This is a genomic window from Bacteroides propionicifaciens DSM 19291 = JCM 14649 (genome assembly GCF_000375405.1).
GTDB classification, from domain to species: Bacteria; Bacteroidota; Bacteroidia; order Bacteroidales; family Bacteroidaceae; genus Bacteroides_E; species Bacteroides_E propionicifaciens.
On record NZ_AQWS01000012.1, the window covers coordinates 1 to 24,676 of the forward strand.

19 protein-coding genes, 3 tRNA genes, 1 pseudogene and 1 riboswitch are annotated in these 24,676 nt (G+C 38.2%); of the genes and pseudogenes, 15 read left to right on the forward strand and 8 right to left on the reverse strand.

What is annotated here, in order from left to right; translation table 11 throughout:
- The 6 genes from B091_RS0104840 to B091_RS0104865 all read right to left on the reverse strand — a co-directional run.
- On the reverse strand, positions 1-210 hold a 210-nt coding region (locus B091_RS0104840; RefSeq protein ID WP_018108883.1), incomplete at its 3' end, for an ISAon1 family transposase N-terminal region protein.
- A 136-nt stretch (positions 211-346) separates the two neighbouring features.
- Positions 347-429, reverse strand: a tRNA-Leu gene (locus tag B091_RS0104845).
- Between the two features lie 9 nt (positions 430-438).
- Positions 439-511 (reverse strand) — tRNA-Gly (locus tag B091_RS0104850).
- Between the two features lie 12 nt (positions 512-523).
- Positions 524-606 (reverse strand) — tRNA-Tyr (locus B091_RS0104855).
- Between the two features lie 123 nt (positions 607-729).
- A complete protein-coding gene (gene nspC, locus B091_RS0104860; protein ID WP_025069478.1) occupies positions 730-1,863 on the reverse strand; it encodes a carboxynorspermidine decarboxylase in 1,134 nt (377 codons plus the stop codon).
- A 13-nt stretch (positions 1,864-1,876) separates the two neighbouring features.
- Positions 1,877-4,195 carry an ATP-dependent helicase gene (locus B091_RS0104865; RefSeq protein ID WP_018108885.1) on the reverse strand — a complete coding sequence of 773 codons (2,319 nt, stop codon included), beginning with the start codon at positions 4,193-4,195 and terminating at the stop codon, positions 1,877-1,879.
- A 116-nt stretch (positions 4,196-4,311) separates the two neighbouring features.
- On the opposite strand from B091_RS0104865, the gene B091_RS0104870 reads away from it, so the two are divergent.
- From B091_RS0104870 to B091_RS0104900, 7 genes and pseudogenes are all read left to right on the forward strand, one after another.
- On the forward strand, positions 4,312-4,929 hold the full coding sequence (locus tag B091_RS0104870) for a superoxide dismutase (protein ID WP_025069477.1): 618 nt from the start codon (positions 4,312-4,314) through the stop codon (positions 4,927-4,929).
- A 440-nt stretch (positions 4,930-5,369) separates the two neighbouring features.
- Positions 5,370-8,345 (forward strand): annotated as a pseudogene (locus B091_RS12825) (SusC/RagA family TonB-linked outer membrane protein).
- A gap of 22 nt (positions 8,346-8,367) precedes the next feature.
- Positions 8,368-10,146 carry a RagB/SusD family nutrient uptake outer membrane protein gene (locus tag B091_RS0104880; RefSeq protein WP_025069476.1) on the forward strand — a complete coding sequence of 593 codons (1,779 nt, stop codon included), beginning with the start codon at positions 8,368-8,370 and terminating at the stop codon, positions 10,144-10,146.
- A gap of 19 nt (positions 10,147-10,165) precedes the next feature.
- Positions 10,166-10,861: a DUF3823 domain-containing protein gene (locus tag B091_RS0104885; protein WP_018108890.1), complete on the forward strand. Its 696-nt coding sequence runs from the start codon at positions 10,166-10,168 to the stop codon at positions 10,859-10,861.
- Positions 10,862-10,920: 59 nt separating this feature from the next.
- Positions 10,921-11,117, forward strand: a riboswitch (cobalamin riboswitch).
- A gap of 187 nt (positions 11,118-11,304) precedes the next feature.
- Positions 11,305-12,336: a FecCD family ABC transporter permease gene (locus B091_RS0104890; protein WP_018108891.1), complete on the forward strand. Its 1,032-nt coding sequence runs from the start codon at positions 11,305-11,307 to the stop codon at positions 12,334-12,336.
- A gap of 6 nt (positions 12,337-12,342) precedes the next feature.
- Complete coding sequence (locus B091_RS0104895) at positions 12,343-13,395, forward strand: ABC transporter ATP-binding protein (RefSeq protein WP_018108892.1); 1,053 nt, start codon at positions 12,343-12,345, stop codon at positions 13,393-13,395.
- Positions 13,396-13,406: 11 nt separating this feature from the next.
- Positions 13,407-15,524 (forward strand): TonB-dependent receptor domain-containing protein, encoded by a 2,118-nt coding sequence (locus B091_RS0104900; RefSeq protein WP_018108893.1) that lies wholly within the window; start codon positions 13,407-13,409, stop codon positions 15,522-15,524.
- 91 nt (positions 15,525-15,615) lie between these two features.
- On the opposite strand, the gene B091_RS0104905 is transcribed toward B091_RS0104900, so the two are convergent.
- The gene (locus B091_RS0104905) at positions 15,616-16,779 is read right to left on the reverse strand and encodes an ABC transporter substrate-binding protein (RefSeq protein ID WP_018108894.1); all 1,164 of its coding nucleotides are present in this window, start codon (positions 16,777-16,779) and stop codon (positions 15,616-15,618) included.
- Positions 16,780-16,789: 10 nt separating this feature from the next.
- The gene (locus B091_RS0104910; RefSeq protein ID WP_162137970.1) at positions 16,790-17,944 is read right to left on the reverse strand and encodes an ABC transporter substrate-binding protein; all 1,155 of its coding nucleotides are present in this window, start codon (positions 17,942-17,944) and stop codon (positions 16,790-16,792) included.
- 372 nt (positions 17,945-18,316) lie between these two features.
- Between B091_RS0104910 and B091_RS11780 the strand changes: the two genes are divergently transcribed.
- From B091_RS11780 to B091_RS0104950, 8 genes are all read left to right on the forward strand, one after another.
- Complete coding sequence (locus B091_RS11780; RefSeq protein WP_018108896.1) at positions 18,317-19,246, forward strand: endonuclease/exonuclease/phosphatase family protein; 930 nt, start codon at positions 18,317-18,319, stop codon at positions 19,244-19,246.
- Between the two features lie 135 nt (positions 19,247-19,381).
- Complete coding sequence (locus B091_RS0104920) at positions 19,382-19,885, forward strand: HU family DNA-binding protein (RefSeq protein WP_018108897.1); 504 nt, start codon at positions 19,382-19,384, stop codon at positions 19,883-19,885.
- Between the two features lie 34 nt (positions 19,886-19,919).
- Positions 19,920-20,024 (forward strand): smalltalk protein, encoded by a 105-nt coding sequence (locus B091_RS12585; protein ID WP_018108898.1) that lies wholly within the window; start codon positions 19,920-19,922, stop codon positions 20,022-20,024.
- Between the two features lie 198 nt (positions 20,025-20,222).
- Complete coding sequence (locus tag B091_RS0104930; protein WP_018108899.1) at positions 20,223-21,197, forward strand: PhoH family protein; 975 nt, start codon at positions 20,223-20,225, stop codon at positions 21,195-21,197.
- A 56-nt stretch (positions 21,198-21,253) separates the two neighbouring features.
- The gene (locus tag B091_RS0104935; protein ID WP_018108900.1) at positions 21,254-22,207 is read left to right on the forward strand and encodes a phosphoribosylaminoimidazolesuccinocarboxamide synthase; all 954 of its coding nucleotides are present in this window, start codon (positions 21,254-21,256) and stop codon (positions 22,205-22,207) included.
- Complete coding sequence (gene ubiE / locus B091_RS0104940) at positions 22,207-22,944, forward strand: bifunctional demethylmenaquinone methyltransferase/2-methoxy-6-polyprenyl-1,4-benzoquinol methylase UbiE (protein WP_018108901.1); 738 nt, start codon at positions 22,207-22,209, stop codon at positions 22,942-22,944. The genes B091_RS0104935 and ubiE overlap by 1 nt, the downstream gene beginning before the upstream one ends.
- Positions 22,945-22,975: 31 nt before the next feature.
- Complete coding sequence (locus B091_RS0104945; protein WP_018108902.1) at positions 22,976-23,725, forward strand: shikimate dehydrogenase family protein; 750 nt, start codon at positions 22,976-22,978, stop codon at positions 23,723-23,725.
- Positions 23,715-24,668, forward strand: a complete 954-nt coding sequence (locus B091_RS0104950) for an alpha/beta hydrolase (RefSeq protein WP_018108903.1) — start codon at positions 23,715-23,717, stop codon at positions 24,666-24,668. The genes B091_RS0104945 and B091_RS0104950 overlap by 11 nt, the downstream gene beginning before the upstream one ends.
- Positions 24,669-24,676 lie beyond the last annotated feature (8 nt).

Here is a 24,676-nt window from a genome sequence, read left to right on the forward strand (position 1 = left end):
AAAGTCTGTTATGGTAATTTCGGGATAAAAGCCTTTAGATTGCAAATTAAGATGTCTTAAAGACTCAGGTATTTCATTATTCTCCTCTAAGGAGATTAAATAATAACTACCCATATCTGAAAAATCAATAATCTCAAAATACTCCAATAACCCTTTAGGTAGAAATAAAGAAAGTACTGCTTTGTAGTCGATGTGATGTTGTGGTCTCATGGAGCAAAAGTAATTACTATATCATTAACCATATGTTAAATCCCCAACTTTATGAACTGATCCCTTTTCGGTATGATCCCTTTTGGGCACAAAAAAAGAGCGATATTATATTATAATACCACTCTAGCTTTAAGTGTGAAGAGGATGAGACTCGAACTCACACAGCATATTGCCACTACCACCTCAAGGTAGCGCGTCTACCAATTCCGCCACCCCTCCATGACCTTGAGCGAAAAACGAGACTCGAACTCGCGACCCCAACCTTGGCAAGGTTGTGCTCTACCAACTGAGCTATTTTCGCATTTGAATTGTGTGGGCAAAGATGGATTCGAACCACCGTAGGCGTAAGCCAGCAGATTTACAGTCTGCCCCATTTGGCCACTCTGGTATTTGCCCTACACTTTTCTGTTTTTGCAAAAGAGAACTACTCCTTTTTTGCGATTGCAAAGTTAAGTATTTTTATTCGTTCTCCAAATTTTAAGACAAGAATATTAACACTAAAACCTCGCTTCTGCGCTTTTAACACATACTACCCAGGTAATCACCGTAGTTAAAACGCTTGAGTACAACAGCTTTGCCATCCCTTGTCCACATACTTATGCAAGGGTGATAAATCCCATTAAACATCGTGGTTTTAACGGTAGTATAGTGAATCATATCTTGAAAGACCAATTCTTCGCCAATTTTTAGCTCATGATCAAAGCTCCAGTCACCAATCCAATCACCACTCAAGCATGAGTTTCCACCTAATCGATAAACAAATGGACCTTGGTTACCAATTTTAGCTCCTTCAACTTCGGGTTGATAAGGCATCTCTAAGGTATCGGGCATATGGCAAGTAAAGCTAACATTAAGAATAGCTGTTTTAATTCCACTATTTTCGACTATATCCACAATCTTAGAAGTCAAGACACCTGTTTGCCAAGTAAAAGCTGAACCTGGTTCAAGAATTACATGCAAATGAGGATATCTAGCCTTAAAACTCTTTAGCACTTCTATAGCATGCTTACGATTATAGTCTTTGTGCGTCATTAAATGACCACCGCCAAGGTTTAACCATTTAATCTGATAGAACCATTTACCAAACCTGCGTTCAATCTCAATCAATGTCTTCTCTAAGTCATAAGAGTTTGACTCGCAAAGCGTATGTGAGTGAAAACCCTCAACACCTTGAGGCAACTCTTCGGGGAGCTGCCCTACCACCATCCCAAAACGGCTTCCTGGAGCACAAGGATTGTAAAGGTCAACTTCGACATCCGAATACTCAGGATTGACACGCAACCCACACGAAATGCCATGCGCTTTCGTCTTTTCATAAAAAGTATTGAACTGGTTTAGCGAGTTGAAAGTAATATGACTACTACAGCGCATTATCTCTTCGAACTCCTCTTCGATATAAACAGGAGCATAAGTATGAGCTTTACTTCCAAATTCTTCCAATGCCAACCGAGCTTCGTATTCAGAACTTGCAGTCGAATGATTGATGTACTCTCTAAAAATAGGGAAAGTCTTCCACATTGCAAACGACTTAAAAGCCAAGATGATTTCAACATCTGCCGCATCAGCAACCTCTTTAATCTTCTCTAAATTGCCTCTTAGCAAACTCTCATCAATAATGTATGAGGGATTAGGGAATGAGTTATAATCTATCATATTCTTAATATTATTATCCAATTACTTTAAATCTAGCAAACCTTAGTAAAAGTTGCTTTGTTCCTGCATGCGTAAAAGCAATCGTAGCTTTAGCATTATCATCAGCCCCTTCGAGCTTCTCAACTAAACCCACACCAAAACGTTCGTGTTCCACTGTTTGACCGACCTCTAAAGCTCCAACCTTATTAATCGGATTGGCAGGGTTAGCAGGAGGTAAACCACCTACTCGCTTTAATCGGCGACCCTCAGTTGTAGGACTTGGCACTGTAGAAGTAGTAGTACTCCTACTCTTAGTGTTTTCTACAGCATTTGAGACACGGAAAGCTGTGGCATTTCTTTCTACTGAGGCTCCTAAAGCTGCACCCTGAGAGAGTTCTATAAATTGCTCATCAATCTCGGAGATGAAGCGACTTGGCGAACTAAACTCCAGCGAGCCGTAACGCATCCTGCTCTTAGCAAAACTAAGCATACAGTTTTCTTCAGCTCGAGTCATCGCCACATAAAACAAACGACGCTCTTCTTCCAAAGCTTGAGGTGAATCTCCCGACATATTGCTAGGAAAGAGCTTCTCTTCAAGACCTACCACAAAAACATTTCTAAACTCAAGACCTTTAGCAGAGTGAACAGTCATAAGTGTCACCTTGTTCTGATCTTCGTCCGATTCGTTATCTTGATCGGTTAGCAATGAAACTTCTGAAAGGAAGTGATAAAGTAGCACCTCGCTATTCCCCTCCTCTAAACGCGAATTGCAAAACTCACTTAACCCATTGATCAACTCTTCGATGTTTTCTTGACGAGACTGATTTTCGGGTGAGTTGTCTTGCATTACATCAGCTATTATTCCCGACTCTTTGACAATCCAAGCTCCCATTTCGTAAGCATTCTTATTATCGATTTCGGCTCTAAAGACGTTGATCAATTCTACAAACGACTGAAGCTTGCGCTGTGCTCCCTTATTGATATCTAGATTATAAGTCAGTGGCTCCGAAACAATATCCCAATAGCTTACTTCTGCCTGATTAGCAGCATCAGCCACCTTCGAGAGTGTTGTCGCTCCTATACCCCGAGCAGGATAGTTTATTATTCGCTTAATTGCCTCTTCATCATTTAAATTGACAATCAATCTAAAATAAGAGATGATATCTTTAATCTCCTTACGTTGATAAAACGATAAACCACCGTATATTTTATATGGAATCCCCCTCTTACGGAATACCTCTTCAAAAACTCTACTCTGTGCATTGGTACGATATAAAATAGAGAAATCTTGGTATTCGTACGAGTTTGCTACTCTAAGTTCACGAATTTGCTTAGCCACAATTTCAGCCTCTTCAATATCGCTATAGGCTTGAGTAACCCTTAGACGTTCACCTTGACTGTTTTCAGAAAACACTTCTTTCTGAATTTGTCGCTGATTCTTTTTAATTAAGCTATTAGCAGCAGCTACAATATTTTGAGTGGAACGATAGTTTTGTTCCAACTTAAAGGTTTTGGCACCTTTAAAGACTTTAGAGAAATCGAGTATATTATCAATGTCAGCTCCACGAAACGAATAGATGCTCTGTGCATCGTCACCTACCACACAGATTTTCTGATGTACACCAACAAGTTGCTGAACCACGCAGTGTTGAGCAAAATTGGTATCTTGATACTCATCGACCAACACATATTGAAATTGCTCTTGATATTTTTTTAAGACCTCTGGGAAATCATTAAAGAGTATATAGGTATAAAACAGTAAATCGTCAAAATCCATAGCCTCAGCCTGACGACATCTACTCCAATAACGCTGATAAATATCGCGAATCGCAGGCATCTTAGCAGCACAATCGCCTTCGTAGGCCGATTTGTTGGCTGCATAAGCACTTGGTGAAACCAAATGGTTTTTAGCATTGGATATTCTGGACTGCACAGCAGCAGGTTTATATTGCTTTTCATCCAAAGCCATCTCCTTGATAATCGAACGCAAAAGACTTCGACTATCACTCGTATCGTAGATGGTAAAGTTTGAAGAAAAATTCAGGTGAGCAGACTCAGCTCGCAATATTCTAGAAAATAGAGAGTGGAAAGTACCCATCCATAAATAGCGAGCACGCTCGGCACCTACAATAGTAGCAATACGAGCTTTCATCTCTCGAGCAGCTTTATTGGTAAAAGTTAATGCTAAGATATTCCATGGCGCTAAACCTTGTTCTAGAATATAAGCAATTTTATAGGTCAGCACACGGGTTTTACCCGACCCTGCACCTGCTATAACTAAGGCTGGGCCATCGATATAAAGCACGGCATCGCGTTGACTCTGGTTAAGCTCGTTGATATAATTAGGTGTCATTCTCTAAATCTCTTTTTAAATTCATCACAAAGATAAAAGTTTCTTTAGATACATCGAACTTTTACTAATCTATTACGTTCTTAATAGTAAGTTCCAATTTTATAACAAACGAACTTATGAACACAATATTAATGTCTTTAATTATTATGACTATGAATTTTCAAATGCCAAAACTTCCATATGCACAAAATGCATTAGAACCTGTTATTAGTCAACAAACTATAGAGTACCACTACGGCAAGCACTTACAAAACTATGTAAACACGCTTAATCAATTAGTGGCAGGAACAGAATTCGAAGGTAAAAACATCGAGTACGTGGTTGCAAACTGTCCTGAAGGACCTATGTTTAACAATGCTGGTCAAGTACTAAATCACGACCTATATTTCTTACAATTCAACCCAAAACCAAAATATAACCAACCTCAAGGTAAACTAGCTGAAGCTATCAAACGCGATTTCGGTAGTTTTGAGAAGTTCCAAGAAGAGTTTAACGCTGCTTCAACTTCACTATTTGGTGCTGGTTGGTCATGGCTATCGGTAGATAAAAATGGTAAACTACATATCACTAAAGAAACTAATGCAGGTAACCCTGTTCGCTCAGGTCTTAAACCTTTGCTTGGTTTTGACGTATGGGAGCATTCATACTACCTAGACTACCAAAACAGACGTGCTGACCATATCAAAGCACTTTGGAGCATCATTGATTGGGAAGTAGTTGAAGGAAGATTGTAATATCTAAACCATAAGTACCAACTTGAGTTGTAAACCCCAGAGGGTTTCTACTACCAAACGAGTAAGTACTAGACCTTAAAGGAGTAAGTCGGATTAATATCCTGACTTACTCCTTTTTTTATGCACTAAAGATTCAAGTTGGGGCAAGAATAAGTAAAACTACCACCCTTACTGAGCCACTATCTCAAAAGTATACAATAAGTTAAAATAGGAGTTAAGATTTGAACAACGCCTTTTTCTTCTTTACTTTGACAAACAATTTAGAATCGATTAAAAATACAAACCGTTAATAGATTAGAGTGAATAAATGGACAATATTTGGAGTATTAAAATCATTACTACTCGTATTATCCCTGATCAACACTTTTGAGATAGACGCAAAGACAATAAAACCTCATGCTCAACAAAATTCTTCTACACAAAAAGAGATAACAGGAAGAGTGACGGATGAAAATGACTTACCCATCATTGGAGCCACAGTGTGGGAGGAAGGTACATCCAATGGAACTGTTACTGACATTGATGGTTATTACCGACTAAACATTAAGCCCCACAGCAAAATAACATTTTCTTACATCGGGTATCTCAGTCAAAGGATAACTGTTAAATCTCAAAAAATAATCAATATACACCTAAAGGAAGACACTAAAGTTCTTGATGAAGTGGTTGTTGTAGGTTATGGTACTCAAAAGAAAGGGAGTATCACAGCCGCTGTTGCTGGTATTGACAACAAAGACTTAATCAAAGCTCCAGTATCAGACTTATATAGCTCTTTAACCGGTAAATTACCAGGACTCAGAGTCGTTACAAGATCAGGAATGCCAGGTCAAAGCGAGGCTGAAATAGATATTCGTGGTTTTGGTCATGCACTAATTATCGTTGATGGTGTTCCAAGCGATTTTTCTCAGCTCGACCCAAATGAAATTGAGAATATTTCAATTCTCAAAGATGCTTCTGCAGCAGTATACGGTGTACAAGCTTCAGATGGTGTTGTACTAGTAACTACAAGAAGAGGGAGTAGCGGCAAAATTAAAATCAACCTAAACTCTACTTTCAACTGGCAACGACCAACTATATATCCCAAGATGGTCAATGCAGCAGAGTTTGTAGAACTCATGGATGAAAGCAATGTCAATAAGGGACAAAGCCCAATATATGGGCCACAAGAACTAGCTAAGTGGAGAGCTGGCGGACCAGGATATGAAAGTACAGACTGGTATAAAGAGACTATACGCGACTGGACACCTATGCAACAATACAACGTAAACCTTAACGGTGGTAGTGAGAAACTAAAATTCTTCACTTCATTGGGTTATCTTAACCAAGAGGGCATGTGGAAAAGCAACGATTTAAAATTTGATCGATATAACTTTAGAACCAATATTGATGCTAAGTTAGGAGCTGGATTTTCGACCTTCGTTACCTTATCAGGAAGAAGAGAAAATAAACAATCTCCAAGTTCTCCGCCAAAGGATATCATAGCAGGGATTCAACGTTCTTACCCAGTTAACAAACCTTTTGCAAACAATAATAAAGAGTACTTAGCCTACAATGACAACCCATACTATCATCCTTTAGCTCTTACTGAGAAAAATATTGCTGGTTATTCAAATCAACTCCGTGAAACCTTCGAAGGATCTATCAGCTTCAATTATGACGCTAAACATTTCGTAGAAGGGCTTTCAGCCAAAGTTAAGGGCTATTATTCCGCCATTTACATACAGAACAAGACACTCTTTAAGAAGTTTAACTTATACAACTACGATAAGTCAAATCAAGAGTATAATGTTGGCTATGTTGGTTTTGACCCATCGAGTCTTTTAGAGGCTAACCATCGTTTTCAGTACAAGATATTTTAAGGCTCACTTAATTACGAGAAAACCTTTCAGAAGCATGCTATAAATGCATTACTACTCATAGAAACAAGACAAAGTAACGGAAATGATTTAGGTGCGTTCCGTGAATTCTCCATAGATGTTATTGACGAATTAAGTGCGGGTACAGATGCATTCAAAGACAATAATGGAACAAGCTGGTACAATGCAAATATTGGTTACATCGGTAGGTTTAACTACAACTACGACAGCAAATACTTAGCTGAGGTTAGTTTTAGGTATGACGGCTCATCAAATTTCCCTCCAGGAAGTAGGTGGGGATTTTTCCCATCAGTTTCAACTGGATGGAGAATTTCTGAAGAGAGCTTTATTAAAGATAACATAAGTATAATTAATAACCTAAAAGTAAGAGCATCGTGGGGCAGACTAGGCGATGATGCTGGTAGTAACTTCCAATATTTAACAGGATTTACCTACCCTAGTGGTAATTATATTTTTGGAGATAAAGTAATTCCCACACTAACCAGCAAAGGGCTAGCAAATCCTAATATCACATGGTATACTTCAGACATCTACAACTTGGGGCTTGAAGTCGGACTTTGGAAGGGTATGTTAACTGCCGAATTCGATGTGTTTTACAGAAAAAGGACAGGTCTTTTGGCCAGTAGGATCTTAACACTGCCTAGTACTTTTGGTGGATCCCTACCGCTCGAAAATTTAAATAGTGATAGCAACCGTGGATTTGAACTTGTAATAGGTCATAAAAGAACATTAGACAATCAACTCTACTATTCAATTAAAGGTAACATATCGTATGCACGAGCTAAGCACGAACATATTGAAAGAGCGGAGTCGTCAAGTCAGTATGATAATTGGCGCAATAATAACAATAACCGTTGGAAGAATCGCTATTGGGGATATAAAGCAATTGGTCAATTTCAGTCGTACGAAGAAATCGCTCAATCGCCTGTACAAGATGGACAAGGCAACTTAACTCTAATGCCTGGAGATATCAAGTATCAAGATTATAATGGCGATAACATAATTGAAAACACCGATGTTCAAGTAATTGGTAGAGGAAGTAAACCTGAAATCATGTATGGACTCGATTTTTTTGCTCAGTGGAAGGGGATAGACTTATCTATTTTCATGCAAGGAGCAGCAAATTCTAACACCTATCTTAACAACCAAATGGCGACTGCATTTCATAATGGAGAGTCTTCAATTAATGCATTTACAGATCGTTGGCATAGAGAAGATATATACGATCCTAATAGCCGCTGGATTGCAGGCAAATATCCTGCTACTTACGCAAATGGAAAAGACAACAACAAAAAGACATCCTCTTTTTGGCTGCAGAACTCAAGTTACTTAAGGTTGAAAGAACTCCAAATTGGATATACCATACCAATCAATATTCTTAAAAAGACAGGTTTAGAAAAACTACGCCTATTTGTATCAGGATATAATCTACTAACCTTCACCAAGATAGACCTTTTAGATCCAGAATCCACTTCATCTGACGGCAGATACTACCCACAACAGAAGACGATCTCACTTGGGTTTAATCTGACGCTATAAAACAATCATATACTTAATAGACATGAAGCTAAAAACTCAATTATATACTATCTGCATACTACTTACGAGCATGACTTTGCAGAGCTGTCTAAACATATTAGACTCCACATCGCGCAACGATTTAACTGACCCTACGGTTTGGGGGAATAAGGAAGCTATTGAAGCCTATTTAGGTGATATTTACAACCAAATGGAAACTGAAAGCTTTGGCTACATGGTATTAGACAAGGCTGGCTATCCTAGCCAACTTACTGATGAGGCTGTACGAGCATACACTTCGGGGACAATTAATAATACAATCATTAGTGAAAGTGCTTTCGCATGGTGGAAATATGATGTTGTACGCGAATCTAATTTATTTATTGAAAAGATACAAGAATCGTCTCTTAAGCCAGAGGAGATAGTTCTATACTCAGCTCAAGCAAGATTTATTCGAGCTTTCCACTATTTTGCATTAGTAAAAAGGTACGGTGGGGTCCCAATCATTACTGTACCTCAATCCATAACTAATCCTACTAACCATAAAACCCCCAGAAGTAAGGAAGAAGAGGTTTATGAGTTTATTAAAACTGAAATTGATGATATCGTAAAAGACCTACCCGCAACTTGGAATCACTCCGTTCGGTTTAAAGCAACAAAGTATGCTGCTTATGCACTAAAATCTAGGGCCATGCTCTACGCAGGCTCAATTGCAACTTATGGTACTGTTCAAAAAGATGGACTTGTAGGTATTCCTATGCAGAGGAGAGCATATTTCTTCAATGAGTCTCTTAAAGCATCAGAGGAAATAATAAATTCTGGCAAATTTAAGCTTTATGATCAAAAGCTTGATAAATCGCTAAATTATCAAGAGCTTTTCTTGGATAAAACCATGCACGATGAACTAATCTTTTCTATTGCCTACAGTTCACCCGACAAAGGACACAGCTGGGATTATTACAATGCACCGTATAGCTTCAAAGTAAACTATGGCTCTGTAACAAACCCAACATTACAATTTGTCGACGAATATGAAAATGTCGATGGATCGGATGGTAGACTTGTCTTTGAAGATGAAACAGGACAACCTATCCTCTACAATACCCCTTATGAAGCTTTCAAAGACAAAGACCCACGTTTGTCAGCAACCGTATTACTACCCTTTGCTCCATGGCAAAATAATAAAATAGAGATTAGAAATGGAATAATCGATGGAGACCTAACTATAACCGCTCCTAACACAACAGATACCTATGGTACGGGAGAGGCTCAAATCACAATTATAGGGAAAGATGGAATGAGCGGCTCCAACGACTTTACTAAAACAGGATTCTACATAAAGAAATTTATGAATCCGACTGACCGGGTTGACAGTGGTCGTTCTGAGGTTAATTGGATGGTGTTTAGATATGCCGAGATATTACTCAATTATGCCGAAGCCTCAGCAGAACTTGATATTAACAAGGAAAACTCGATTCTCTACATTAATATGATACGCAGTAGAGCAGGTATCAAACACCATATGTCACTTGACTTAGAAAAGATACGCAAGGAACGCAAAATAGAGTTGGCCTTCGAAAATCACAGGTGGTGGGATATGAAAAGGTGGAGAATCTCTACAGAAGTTTTAAATAATTATGCAGCCGATGCTATCTCTATTTATCTGATTTGGGAGGATGGTAAGCTACCTTCTGAAATGAAGTATATCATAAAAAAAACGAAGGCTAATAAACCAACAAAGACCTTCCTACCAAAACTATATTACGTAAAAATCCCTACAGGACTAACAAGCAGCCATCTGGAACAGAATCCTGGTTATTAATAAGTAACTCCAAAAAGCCATGCAATTATATAAGATACTCATACTATCCTTTACGCTACTCGTAACTGCTTCCTGTACAAGTCAGGACAACTACCCTGCTCCTAGCCTTACGCTAGAGGGAGGGATTTATGACTTATTGACAAGAGGTCAAGAGAAGGAGTTATTAATCCCGGCAGAAAGCCCCAATGAAGCTAGAATAAGAATATATGAAAAGAATTCTACACAAGCCGAAACAATATGGTGCAAAGGAGATGGAAGTTTCATAAACACCAAACTATTTTCTGGAGAATATAAATTAATTCCTGATGGACCTTTTATAGTTAATCAAACTGACATCGTCAATGTATCTATACCAACTAGGGAAAAAATAAAATTCTATCTAGAACCCTACCTTAGAATCAAGCTCAAAGGCAGCTTAAATAAAGAAGCCAAAGAGGCCAAATTCACATTTAACATCAGCAAATCCGACGCATGGAACGGTATACTTAATCAGTATATTGTATTGTATTCAACAACTGAGCATGTAAGTATTAATAGTCATATTAAAAGCATATCCAAAATAATAACTGTAGATATCGAAAGTGAGTTCTTAGATAAAGATTTGGAGGCAACCATTACTGATATTGATCTGACTAAGCCTAAATTTATTCGAGTTGGAGCAAAAACAGAAGGAACGGATTATTACAATTACTCGGATGTTATAGAGTTGAAATAAATCTATTAGAAACTCGCGTTAATATTAGTATATTAACATTAAAGGGAGTAGTTTTGCGTTCGTTAAAAACAAATATTGGTGCAATGCATCCTCGATGTATATGCTTAATAGGGAATCCTGTTCAAATCAGGAGCTATCCCCGTAGCTGTAAGTCTTATTAAAAACTAAATTAATCTTCGCCACTGTTTGAGCATTCAAACGGGAAGGCCTATTTAGCGAGACAAGCCAGAAGACCTGCCAAAATTTGCACTAATCAAGCTTTCGGGAGAAAAGCTGGAGAAGGATTCTTAAAAAGTTTATCTCTCCATTTTTCGTACCTCTAAAGTTTTGATTTACAAAATAAGTAAATCTAAACAGGTGTGCTCAATTATGCCCTATACGGGGAGAACTAGTGTGCATATTTCATAGCTGTTTAAGCCTTCTTAAATGAGTGTATTATAGAAATGAAACGAAACATCACGCTATTTACAATTCTCTTTCTACTTATTCTATTTTTTCTAATCTTAGATATCTCTCTTGGGAGTGTCTCAATTCAAATGAGTGAGATTTTCGATATTCTACTGGGCAGAAATACCGACCCTGGAAATAGTTATATCATTCTAAATTTTCGCTTTCCTAAAGCATTAACAGCACTCTTTGTGGGTGCAGGAATTTCTGTTTGCGGACTTCAAATGCAAACCTTATTCCGAAACCCATTAGCCGATACATCAATCTTAGGGATTGGTAGTGGAGCTAGCCTGGGTGTAGGCCTATTCGTTATGTTAGCAGCACTTTTTCCTGGTGCTATACCTGCATCAATCAGTTCCAACTATTGGGGTATGATTATTTCTGCTATCGCTGGTGCTTTACTCATTCTACTACTTGTATCCACTATCATAACTTGGCTCAACGATATCGTATCTATATTGATTATTGGGGTAATGTTTGGATTCGTAACCAGTTCTGTAGTATCTATTATGCAATACTTCAGCGATCCAGAAATAGTAAAGAACTACTTAATCTGGTCTTTTGGAAGCCTGAGTGGCACTACTTGGACTCAGCTAAAATATATGGTTCCTGTAGTTTCTGTTGGCCTATTCTTAAGTTGTTTGATGCCCAAATATATGAATGCACTACTCCTTGGCGAAAACTACGCCAAAAGTGTGGGTATTGATATTTTTAAGGTTCGAATTTTACTGGTTTTACTAACTGCTTTTATTACAGGTACACTTACTGCTTTTACAGGCCCCATTGCATTCTTAGGGATTGCTATACCCCATTGTGCACGGATGCTATTTAGAACTACCAATCACAGAATATTGATCCCTGCGAGTATGATGTGTGGGATGAGTATTACACTTCTTTGTGATATTATTACTCAACTACCTGGTGGAGGAATTATTCTACCCATTAATGCTGTGACATCAATACTCGGTGCTCCAGTTGTTATTTTCATCATAATAAAACGTCGTCGTTCTAAAACCATTTTCAACTAAGCTCTCATGGAAACATCAACTAGCCTACCCTATTCAGAAGACATACTCTCAACAGAGAAACTCTCTAGTGGTTATTCTGCAAAACATTCAGAGAGGGTTGTTTCTTCAGATCTTGATTTGAAAATAAAGAATGGAGAACTTGTCGCACTGCTTGGCCCAAACGGCTGCGGTAAGTCAACTTTAATGCGAACCATTGCAGGACTTCAGCCTAGTTTAAAAGGAAATATCATTATTGACAAAAAACCCCTTAAAGGAATTAAGAGTAAAGATAGAGCTCGCCTATTGAGTTTGGTACTTACAGAAAAAGTTGAGGCCATTAACCTCACGGTATGGGATATTATATCCATCGGGCGTTATCCTTATGTGGGGAATATGGGCAAACTTAGCGATACAGATAAACGCATTGTTTTTGACTCCCTAGAAGCATGCTCTCTTGAGGGCTTTGAAAATCGTCAGTTCTCTGAACTCAGCGATGGAGAAAAACAAAAGGTTATGATAGCTCGAGCTTTGGCACAAGACACGCCACTCATGCTACTCGACGAACCCACAGCACATCTTGATCTACCCAACCGTATTGACACAATGCGCATGCTCTACGAATTAGCCAAAAAGACAGGCAAAGGCATACTTGTTTCTACCCACGAACTCGATTTGGCAATGCAATGGGCCGACACGATTTGGCTAATGGGTAGGCAAGGTGAAGTATATACAGGTGTACCAGAAGACTTAGTATTGGAGGGACAATTATCTGCAATATTTGGCAGTAAACATGCTTATTTTGATATCGAAACTGGCGTATTCAAAATAAACAGAAAACCCATACAAAAGATTAGAGTGATTGGATCAGGAGCTGAATCAACATGGATCAAGCGTGCACTTGAACGCAAAGGTTTTGGCCTAACAAATGACAAAGATTGCAATTGTTCCATTGAAATAATGGATAAACAATTTCACCTATCTATGGATAACAAATTAACTACTAATTCATCTATAGCCGAGCTGTTACTGCAATTACAGACCCCTAGCTATTGGAAACAAATTATTAGAAACTTAATATAATATAAGAAATGATGTCTAAACGTTTATTCTTTTCGGTGTTACTCACTGCAACTGCATTGATATCGGCTAAAGCTGATAACGAGCAGGTTACTGACTCTCTTAGAAGATATAAAATGGACGAGGTAACGGTTTATGCCTCCAAAACCAATGCGCAAATGAAAGATCTTCCCAATAAGATCGAAGTTATCAACAAACGTCAAATTGAATCTTCTGGAGTTAGCAATATAACTGACCTACTCAAGAACACATCGAGTATCGATGTAGTGCAATACCCTGGCTATAACTCCTACTTTAGTATCCGAGGATTTAAACCAACTGAGAACAAATATACCCTAGTATTGATAGATGGTGTGCCTGCAGGTACAAGCAATATGGCAACACTAGCCCTGGGAGATGTCGAACAAGTCGAAATGATGAAAGGCCCCTTCTCTGCACTTTACGGATCCGATGCTATGGCAGGAGTTGTCAATATTGTAACTAAAAAAAATAAAGGAGCATTAACTGGAGGTATCAAAACTAGCCTTGGCTCTTTCCAATCGGGCAGAGGTGGATTCAATATCGGCGGTCGAGTATGGAAAGGATTATCTTTTGATGCTAGTGCAGACTATGCCATTCAAGGGCAAAACTATAAAATAGGTAATCATAACTTCTTACATATGTCGCAAGTTGATGAAGCCATTATAGGAAAAGATACTTACGGCAAACGTATGCCTGGCTCAAGAAGCAACGGTTTTAGTGGTCGATTTCGTTTAGGATACGATATAAACGAAAATTGGTCGCTAGACTTTACACAATCAGGATTTATGGGTAAAGACCTTCCTGTAGGTGGTAATTTCTGGAGTACTTATGGTATCAAAAAGAAAGATGTAACTCGTCAAACCTCTAAGCTAGAGTTACAAGGAGAAATAAACAACCACAATCTTTTCTTTGCACCCTACTTCTCTAAATCACGTACTGAAACCTATAATAACGATACCGATGAAGCGTACGTTGCAACTGATAGCGAGCTCAGAACAGTAGGTTTTACGTTAAATGACAACCTTATTCTCGGCAAGCAAAGAATATCATTTGGTATTGATAACAGAAACGATATCAATAAGCTAACAACCTTCAAGAACAATAATGAAATTAAAGCTCCTTATAAACCCAACTACAATAACTCATCACTTGGGGTATATATACAATCAAATCTACAGTTCTTTGACGAGAGATTAAACTTATCGGTAGGTGGTCGCTACGATCATATCTTCTTTAAGCTTAAAAAGACTCCAGGACTTGAAAATGCTGGCAAAACTGAGACTTATAATACGATAAACCCCAATGTAGGAGTGAAATACTTTTTCACTAAAGCTATAAACTTCCACACCAGCTTTGGGACAGCATTTAGTATGCCTGATGCTTACCAAAAAGCAGGTGAATACCTTTACAATGGAACGATTACACTGGGTAACCCCAATTTGAAACCCGAAAAATCAAGAACACTCGATTTAGGAGTAGGGCTAAGTAAGCCCGAAATTGGAGTAGATTTGGATGTAACCTATTTCTATACATGGAATGACAATCTTATTGTTGATGAGCTAAGTGTAGACGATGAAGGTCAGAAGTATAAAACTTATAACAATGCAGATAAAGCAGTAAAAAGTGGGTTGGAGGTCATGGGGTCTTATAATTTTGGAGCCTTAGCCGACTACAAGTTTTCTTTAAAATTATACAGTAACCTAACTTGGATGTTTAACTTCAAAAATAAAACATCTGAGGGTTGGATAGAAACGATATCCGTTCGAAAACAGAATGCCAACTTCGGACTTGATTTCTTAAGCCAATGCGGATTTTCAGCTCGCCTTAACGGACGTTTTATCGGACACCGCTTTGAGAAAGATTTTATTGGTGACAAAGTTCGCCCTACTCTCAACGGTTTAAGAGAGAAATATCAAGCAAAATATTATGCCAAAGGGCTTGTTGAACATCCAGAATTCCTTGTTTGGGATTTCAGTGCTTCATATCCTATTAAAGAAAAAATAACCATTGGCTTAAACATTAATAATATCTTGGACGAGAACTACACTGAAAAAGATGGGTTTAATATGCCTGGAAGAAACTTTGCTCTAAAAGCAAGCTATAATTTCTAAACCTTGTCTTTGACTAAACAAATAACTCCATACAGTTTCATTACTTGTATGGAGTTATTTTATATCTATAGTTACAACAAATTATAAACTATCAGTCTAGACTTCTCCAATAGATCGTTTCGTAACTCAAATCTAAATCGGGATGAATAATCTTTACCAAATCTTTTAAGACTAAATCGGGATGATATACCCCACTCTCCCAAAAATCGTTTCCTCCTCGCTCGTTGAGACGCTTATTATTTATAAAAACATTTCCCAACTGGTAGGCTTTAAACTTTTTATAGTGCTCACTTGCCGATGAAAATTCGTCAATTGTCTTAATATTACTTCCTCGTTGAGTAAACCAATATTCGGCATCGTGATGCTCAGCATATGCTTTTTCAAAACTACACGGATAATTAGTTCTCTCGCCAGGCACACCATACATGCTACCATTAGCATCTCTAATCATCGCACTAACATAACTTTCTGATCCAGGAATATACCAAGTACCTCGAGTTTCTTGCCCCACAAATACCTTGGGCGATTTTTTGGCAGTCTTGGCCAAATCAACTACTCCATAATAACGTTGTACTGTAGCATTAAACATAGAGTCGGCCTCTACCGATTTGCAAAAGAACAGTGCCATAACCTTCATCCACTCTGCTCGCCCAAGAAGAGAGCTCTCACGCCAGTCGTTATTATAGACAGGTGTAATCCCTATCGCAGCCAAATCGGCTCCATTCTTCTCCAAACTGTGATCGCTTGTTGTCACTAAGCTCGGACGAAGTGCTATGATTTGTTCTAAGTTTGACACCATGCCTTTCCCCACCTCTTTAAGTTCTCCTGAGAGGACTCGTTCTTGAATTTTAGCGCTCCAAAACTTATCAATACTAGTACCCCCAATAACTTTATCTTGCAAACCCAATAATTCCATCGCCCCTACATGCGTGGTTGAGAGGCAACAAATATTTTTTACGGGTACACGAATAACTACTCCTTTATCAGTGATCGACTTAGGTAAATCAACACCTTGGAGAGCTAAGATATAGGTCGCTACAACATTAGTATCGGTAGGGCTTAATATTTGAAGCTCTTTGTGATCTTGCAGATTGGTAACCTTCACTTTTTGAGCGAACTTAAACTCTACAGAAAAAGCAAAATCGGTAGAGTCGGACTGGTCAAAGCTTCCTGCGATCTTATGGCTTTGTTTCTTTGTACACGCCCCCAGCAATAGCAAGGCGAATAAGAACAAAGCAAACTGTTTAATTTTCATCTTTCTTATTTTAATCTAATTTTCGCCAGTAATATGTTTCGTGATCGGGTAATAATTCGGGATGAATTATCTTAACTAAATCTTTGAGTATGACATCAGGATAATAGGCACCGCTTTCCCAGAAATCATTCCCTCCATGTGGCTTTACTCGCTTATTATTAAAATAGACCTGACCATTTTTAAATGCTTCGAACTTTTTGTAATGTTCGCTACTGTTACCAAATTCTGATAAGGTTTTGGTTGTTCCTCCTTTAAGGCTAAACCAATAGTCGTCATTACGGTGTTCATCAAAAACCTGCTCGAAACTGCATGGTAGGCTAGCACTAGCCCCTTCGACTGTTTTTATGGTAGCATGGGCATCTTCAATCATCCGAGGCACATAGCTCCGATCTCCAGGTACAAACCAAACACCTCTAATATCTTGGGCGATTAAAACTCGAGGTTTAGTTTGAGCTGTAAGTGCCAAAGTCTTAACCCTGTTGTATCTCTCTTCGGTCTTGTTAAATATAGAATCGGCTAACTCAGCTTTACAAAAAAGCAACCCCATTAGTTTCATCCATTCGGCCCTAGCCAGAAGATCGGATTCACGCCAATCGTTGTAGTAGAGCGTATTTATCCCTATTGTTAGCAGCTCTTCATGACTAATATTAGTTGTATGGTCATTTTTGGTTATCACGTCAGGTTGCAAAGCAATAATTTGCTCAATATTTGTGCTCATTCCTCTGCCTACATCTTTAATCAAACCTTCATGTACCAACTCTTGAACAGTAGGATCCCAATATCCATCTGTATTTGTAGCCCCTTTTATATGATCTTGCAGCCCTAAAACGGCCAGCGCACCTACATGCGAAGACGAGAGACAAACGATAGACTTTATAGGTACATGAATAAGGTAGGTCTTTTCTTGTTTTACTATTTTGTCGGGCAGAAGAGTAGCTTTGGGGACCAAAAGATAGGTGGCTAAAGTATCGTCTTGCAAGGGATGCAAAATAATAACCTCCTTATACTCGGCGTAATTATTGACAATGAATTTACGAGCATGCTTTAGTTTGGTTTCGAAATTAAAATCCGCCGCCGTTTCGTCAATAGAAGTATCTGATTTTGCATTGGTATTAGAGTCCTTACATGAAAATAACAGAAAAGATGATCCGATTATAATCTTCATGAAGCTACTTGCAATTTTTCGCTTCGAACTATCCGATATAAAGTTAAACTGATTCATTATTTTGACCTAAGTAAAAGTTAATTGCACCAAGAGCTCTAAGTTAAGAATATTATTTTTCAGTTGAGGTTTTCAATTAAACTTACTTATTACTTAGACCTACAGTCATTCCAAGACTCAAGATTAAAGCCGTCCTTCTTCTTACTATTAGTTATCATTTTGTATATTTGGAGAAATAAACACTCTTTGTATCGAAGAACAAACCCAGCTACCTACATACAAAAAGAATTAGCGAAGCCGAAAGACTTCATGGCTAAAATAAGATTGTAGGCAGAGTGGTTTATTATGGAAACTTAATTAAGTATTAACTCAAAAATGCTTCGAATAATTTATTGGAATTGTCAAGGTGGATTTCGAAAGAAAACTGAACCTATACTAAACCTAAATCCAGATATTATTATAGTTTCTGAGTGTGAAGAGCTCTCTTCACTAAAAGATCTTTGTAGCAAGGCTAGTGGAGTTATCAGAATAGGTAATCCAAGAAAAGGGCTCGCAATTTTCTCATTTAACGGAATAAAATTAAACATGCTTTCCGAATATAATGAAGACTTTGAGTATATACTTCCTATTCAAGCGACACATACCAACTTCTCATTCATATTATTTGGCATTTGGGCAAAAAACAACCCAGATTATAGTAAAAGTTACATTAGACAAGTGTGGAGGGCTTTGCACTACTATTTGCCATTACTACAAACCACTTTATTAATTACAGGCGATTTTAACAGTAATACCATTTGGGATCAAAAAAGAGTTACAGGGAATCATAGCGATGTTGTTAAACTATTAGCGAAAGAAAACTTTTTAAGCATATATCACCATCAAAACAAAGAGAAACAAGGGTGTGAAACACTATTCACTTTTTTCAAAGGAAGAGACATTCTCAAAGGTTACCACATAGATTACAGCTTTATAAGTAAACAACTACTTACATCTACACGACTTAAAGAAACAGACACCATAGAGTGGCTAAATTATTCCGATCACATTCCACTAATAATGGACTTTAATTTCATTCCTCAATATCAGCTTCCAAAGGATAGCTGGACAGAAGCACTTAATAGACATATTAAAAACTTAGATATATCAACTCAAACAAAGTTTATTGAAGAAATCAAAGCTCTTTACGAGACAGTTAACAATGAAGGTGACTTTGAGTCTAAAGAGATAATAGCAGTGCTGGAACATCTAAAGAACATTAATACAAGCATACAACACATAAAATCAATTACTTGCAACATATAACCATTCAACTATTAATCTTTTCTACAGAAACCTTCTCCACAGCTCTATTCTCTATAGGATGAAATCTGAAAAAGCGATTCCTTTGTAGTGTTGTTAACAACCAAACACAATTTATTAACGTAAAAAATACACAAAATGTCTATTATTTTTAAAGCAATTCAGATGCCATCCAATCCGTTGGATAAACAATCACCCAAACGTTTTTACCCTCGTCCAGTTGCACTTGGTCAATCGGTCAACATCAGACAAATGACAGATTACATCAAAGATATTTCCTCGCTCTCTCGAGGTGACGTTCGAAGCGTACTCCAAAACTTTGTCGAAAAGCTAAAAGAACAATTGCTCGAAGGCAAACATGTCAATATTGAGGGCTTAGGCGTATTTAGCCTATCACTTCGCTCAAAAGGTGAAGAGTTGACGAAAGATCTTACCGCTAAAAGTATCTCGGCTGTCAGAATATGCTTCCTTGCTAGTAAAGAACTACAGCTTAAGAAAGAAGCAACAAGATCTAGCGAAAGATTAAACTTTATCCGTCTTGAAGACTACCTCAAAGGTGTAGAAGCGAAAGAAGACGAAGTCAAGTCTGAGGATAAGGAACTGTCGGGAGAAGACCTGAACAATGAAGGATCAGCAGCATAATTAATTTACTTAAAAGAAAAAGAGAATTTGACTTATGGGAAGAATGACGAAAGACAAGTGGCAAATAATTTATAAAATTATCATTGCAATTCTTACTGGTATCGGTGGCACACTCGGTATGCAAAGTATGAGCTTCTAAACTCAACCCCCTATTATAGCGCTATAAAAAGGAAACTAATTTAAACGTTCAAGCAAAACTTAAGATTGCTTGGACGTTTTGTTTACATCTTGTCACAAGCTCCCTAATATTTTTTAATTAAGGAACAGTAAAGGTGCACGATTCAATCCTTTTTGCTAAATTCGCAAGTTATAGCATATTACCTTATTAGATTATTAAATGATAGATAAAACAATAGTTCTCGAAGAGGTTGATCCCGTATTATTTTATGGTCCCAACAACAATAACATCCAACTTTTAAAGTCATTGTTCCCCAAAATACGCTTAGTTGCTCGCGGCAACGTACTTAAAGTCTTGGGAGATGAAGAAGAGATGTGCGCCTTCGAAGAAGCAGTGCTTGCAATTGAAAGATACGGTGCTACTCATAATGTAGTCAATGAAGAATCTATCATCGAAATAGTCCAAGGTAAACGCCCTATCCATACAAATCCCGACTCAACTATAGTTTATAGCATAAACGGTAAAGCAATCTCGCCACGAAGTGAGAATCAGCTTAAAATAGTACAAGGATTTGTGAAAAATGACATGGTCTTTGCTATCGGACCTGCAGGTTCGGGTAAAACATATGTTGCCATTGCCTTGGCTGTTAGAGCACTAAAAAATAAAGAAATTAAACGCATAATATTGAGCCGCCCCGCAGTAGAAGCAGGCGAAAAACTAGGTTTCTTGCCTGGCGACATGAAGGAAAAGATAGATCCCTATCTTCAACCACTCTACGATGCGCTACAAGATATGATCCCTGCAGCCAAACTCAAAGAATACATGGATCTTAATATTATCCAAATTGCACCACTTGCATTTATGCGTGGTCGTACCCTCAACGATGCCGTTGTAATCCTCGATGAAGCCCAAAACACAACTCCTCAACAAATCAAGATGTTCTTAACACGTATGGGCATGAATACAAAAATGATAATCACGGGAGATATGACTCAAATTGACCTCCCTAGACCACAAAGCTCTGGACTTATTCAAGCCCTTAGAATCTTAAACGACGTCAAAGGAATCAGTATTGTTGAACTAGGTAAGAAAGATATCGTACGTCATAAACTTGTCGAAAGAATTGTAGATGCCTACGACAAGTTCGATAAAGTCCGAAAGGATGCCAAAGAAGAAAAACGTAAAGGTGAATAAAATCACCACTAATCTAGATATTTCACTTTATTAAAAAACGATTTAAAACAAGAACAATGAGCAAAGCATTGGTGAAAACAGACTTCAACTTTCCAGGACAAAAGAGTGTTTACCACGGAAAAGTACGCGACGTTTACAATATTAATGATGAACTGTTAGTTATGGTAGCTTCGGACAGAATCTCTGCATTCGACGTAGTATTACCAGAAGGAATCCCTTTCAAAGGCCAAGTACTCAATCAGATTGCTTCGAAATTCCTAACTGCAACAGCTGACATTGTTCCCAACTGGAAAACAGCTACACCTGACCCCATGGTTACTGTTGGAGTGTTGTGCGAAGGCTACCGCATCGAAATGATTATTCGTGGATACCTAACTGGCAGTGCGTGGAGAGAATATCAAAAAGGAAATCGTAAGCTCTGCGGCATTGAACTACCCCAGGGCATGAAAGAGAACCAAAAGTTCGCTACCCCTATTGTTACTCCAACAACAAAAGCCGACGAGGGTCACGACGAAAATATCTCTAAAGAAGAAATCTTAGCTCAAGGCTTAGTAAGCAAAGAAGATTACGAACAACTTGAGAAATACACCTATGCACTATTCGAAAGAGGTTCGCAAATGGCTGCCGAAAAAGGACTAATCCTTGTCGATACCAAGTATGAATTTGGTAAACGAGATGGTAAAATCTACTTGATTGACGAAATTCATACGCCCGATTCTTCTCGCTATTTCTACGCAGATAGCTACGAAGACAACTTCAAGAAAGGACTTGCTCAAAAGCAACTTTCGAAAGAGTTCGTTCGTCAATGGTTAATTGAAAATAACTTCATGGGTGAACCAGGACAAGTTGTCCCGGAAATGACCCCAGAATATATTAACTCGGTTTCAGAGAGATACATTGAGCTTTACGAACATATCGTAGGAGAACCATTCCAAAAAGCCAATGCTGATGATATAACTGAACGTATTGAGAAGAATGTGAATACGTTCTTAGCTACTTATAAGAAATAATGAAATACGACCAAGAGTCAATAAAGCCCTATAACCAAGAGGGTAAAAAAACAGAACAGGTGGAGCAAATGTTTGATAACATTGCTCCAGCCTATGACAAATTAAACCATATCTTATCGTTTAACATCGATAAGATATGGCGTAATAAAGCCATCAAATGGTTAAAGCAATTCAAGCCCAAAACCATAATGGACGTTGCAACAGGTACAGGGGATTTTGCGCTGCTTGCCTACAAAAAAATTAAACCAGAATTGCTTACAGGTATTGACATATCTGAAGGAATGATGAATGTAGGACGTGCAAAGGTCAAAAAAGCAGGATTCGAAGAACATATTAGGTTTGAAAAAGAAGACTGTTTAAACTTAACTTATTCAGACAATCAGTACGACGCCATCACTGTAGCCTTTGGTATTCGCAATTTCGAAAGCCTAGAACAAGGTTTAGGTGAGATGCTACGCGTACTCAAACCTGGAGGACACTTGGTTATTCTAGAGCTAACGACACCTGTTAAAGCTCCAATGAAACAGCTTTTCCAGTTTTACTCTCAAAAGGTTATGCCCTCAATAGGTAAAATGATTTCGAGTGATAAAAACGCTTATACTTACCTACCAAGCACAATCAAAGCTTTTCCACAAGGAGAAGTGATGCAAGAGATCATCAAAAAAGTGGGCTATAGAGAAGTTCAGTTTAAGAGACTAACTTTTGGTACTTGTACCTTATACACGGCCACGAAATAGTTTATAAACCCTTTAAAAGAAGGTTATCAGTATGAATACATTTGGTTTAATTGGTTTCCCTCTAGGACACTCCTTTTCTAAAGCGTTCTTTACCGATAAGTTCGACAAAGAGAATATCCATGCTCAGTACCTGAATTTTGAGCTAAAGCATATAGCCGATTTGGAGCAGGTCTTGCAAGAGCAGCCTAATCTAATAGGTTTCAACATTACAATCCCCTACAAAGAGGAGATAATTTCGCGTTTAAGTAGTTTATCGCCCGAAGCACAAGCTATAGGAGCTGTCAATGTGGTTAAAATAAAATATAACCAAGGTAAAACTGAACTTATAGGACATAACTCCGATGTTTATGGCTTTGTCGAATCTCTACGCCCAATGCTACAGTCTTGGCATAAAAAAGCTTTAGTTTTGGGAACAGGTGGGGCTTCGAAAGCAATAGTTTATGGGCTACAAAGCTTAGGCATTCACACCCAACAAGTATCTCGAAACAGAAGTAATAAAGCTTGGAGCTACCAAGATATCACACACGAAATACTCTGCGACTACAAACTAATAGTAAATTGCACCCCATTGGGCATGTACCCAAACGTTGAGAATAAACCACTCTTACCTTACGGGCAACTTACAGATCAACACCTGTTATACGATTTGGTATACAATCCTGAAGTTACAGCTTTCCTCTCTGAAGGTATTAAACATAAAGCTGCTATAAAAAATGGACTCGAAATGCTTCACTTGCAAGCCCTAAAGGCTTGGGAAATTTGGAATACAAATGAAGATTAATAAAACAGCCCTACGGATAAGCCTCATCAGCCTACTGGTAGCTATTCTTATCCTTATTGGAGCTGGATTCTATATGCTAAGTTATGCACTCCAGCCACAACATAGAGGACTAAACATTGAAGACTCCTATACCGATATGTATGCACGCTATCCTTTTTTGGAGGGATGGGTCGATAGCCTAAATAATAAACAGGCACTCAGAGACACATTCTTAATCAATACTGAAGGCAAAAAGCTGCATGCTCTCTATATTGACGCAGCCGTACCCACTACTAAAACAGCAGTTATAGTCCATGGCTACACAGACAATGCAGTGCGTATGCTTATGATAGGCTATCTCTACAATAAAAACCTGGGATATAATGTCTTGCTACCCGACCTTCAGTTTCATGGTCTTAGCCAAGGAGATGCCATTCAAATGGGTTGGAAAGACCGACTCGATGTTCAGCAATGGATAGATTTGGTTATTAATAAATATGGAGTTGACACACAGTTGGCCGTTCATGGCATCTCGATGGGCGCAGCAACAACCATGATGCTATCTGGAGAGAAGCAACCTACTCAAGTCAAGTGTTTTGTTGAAGATTGTGGATATACCAGCGTATGGGATGAGTTCTCACAAGAGATCAACACAGAATTTGGACTACCTCCTTTTCCTCTGCTTCATGTAGCTAGTGTACTGAGCAAGCTAAAATTTGGTTGGAGCTTTACTCAGGCTTCAGCTCTTAAAGCTGTAAGTCGCTGTAAGCTACCAATGCTATTTATTCATGGAGATGCAGACACCTTTGTGCCTACATGGATGGTTTATCAACTTTATGAAGCCAAACCTGAGCCCAAAGAGTTATGGGTAGTACCAGGAGTAATTCATGCTCAGTCTTATCTCAAAGAACCCAAGGCTTATACTCAGCACATTGAAGATTTTTTAATGAAATACATTCACTAAAACACAGA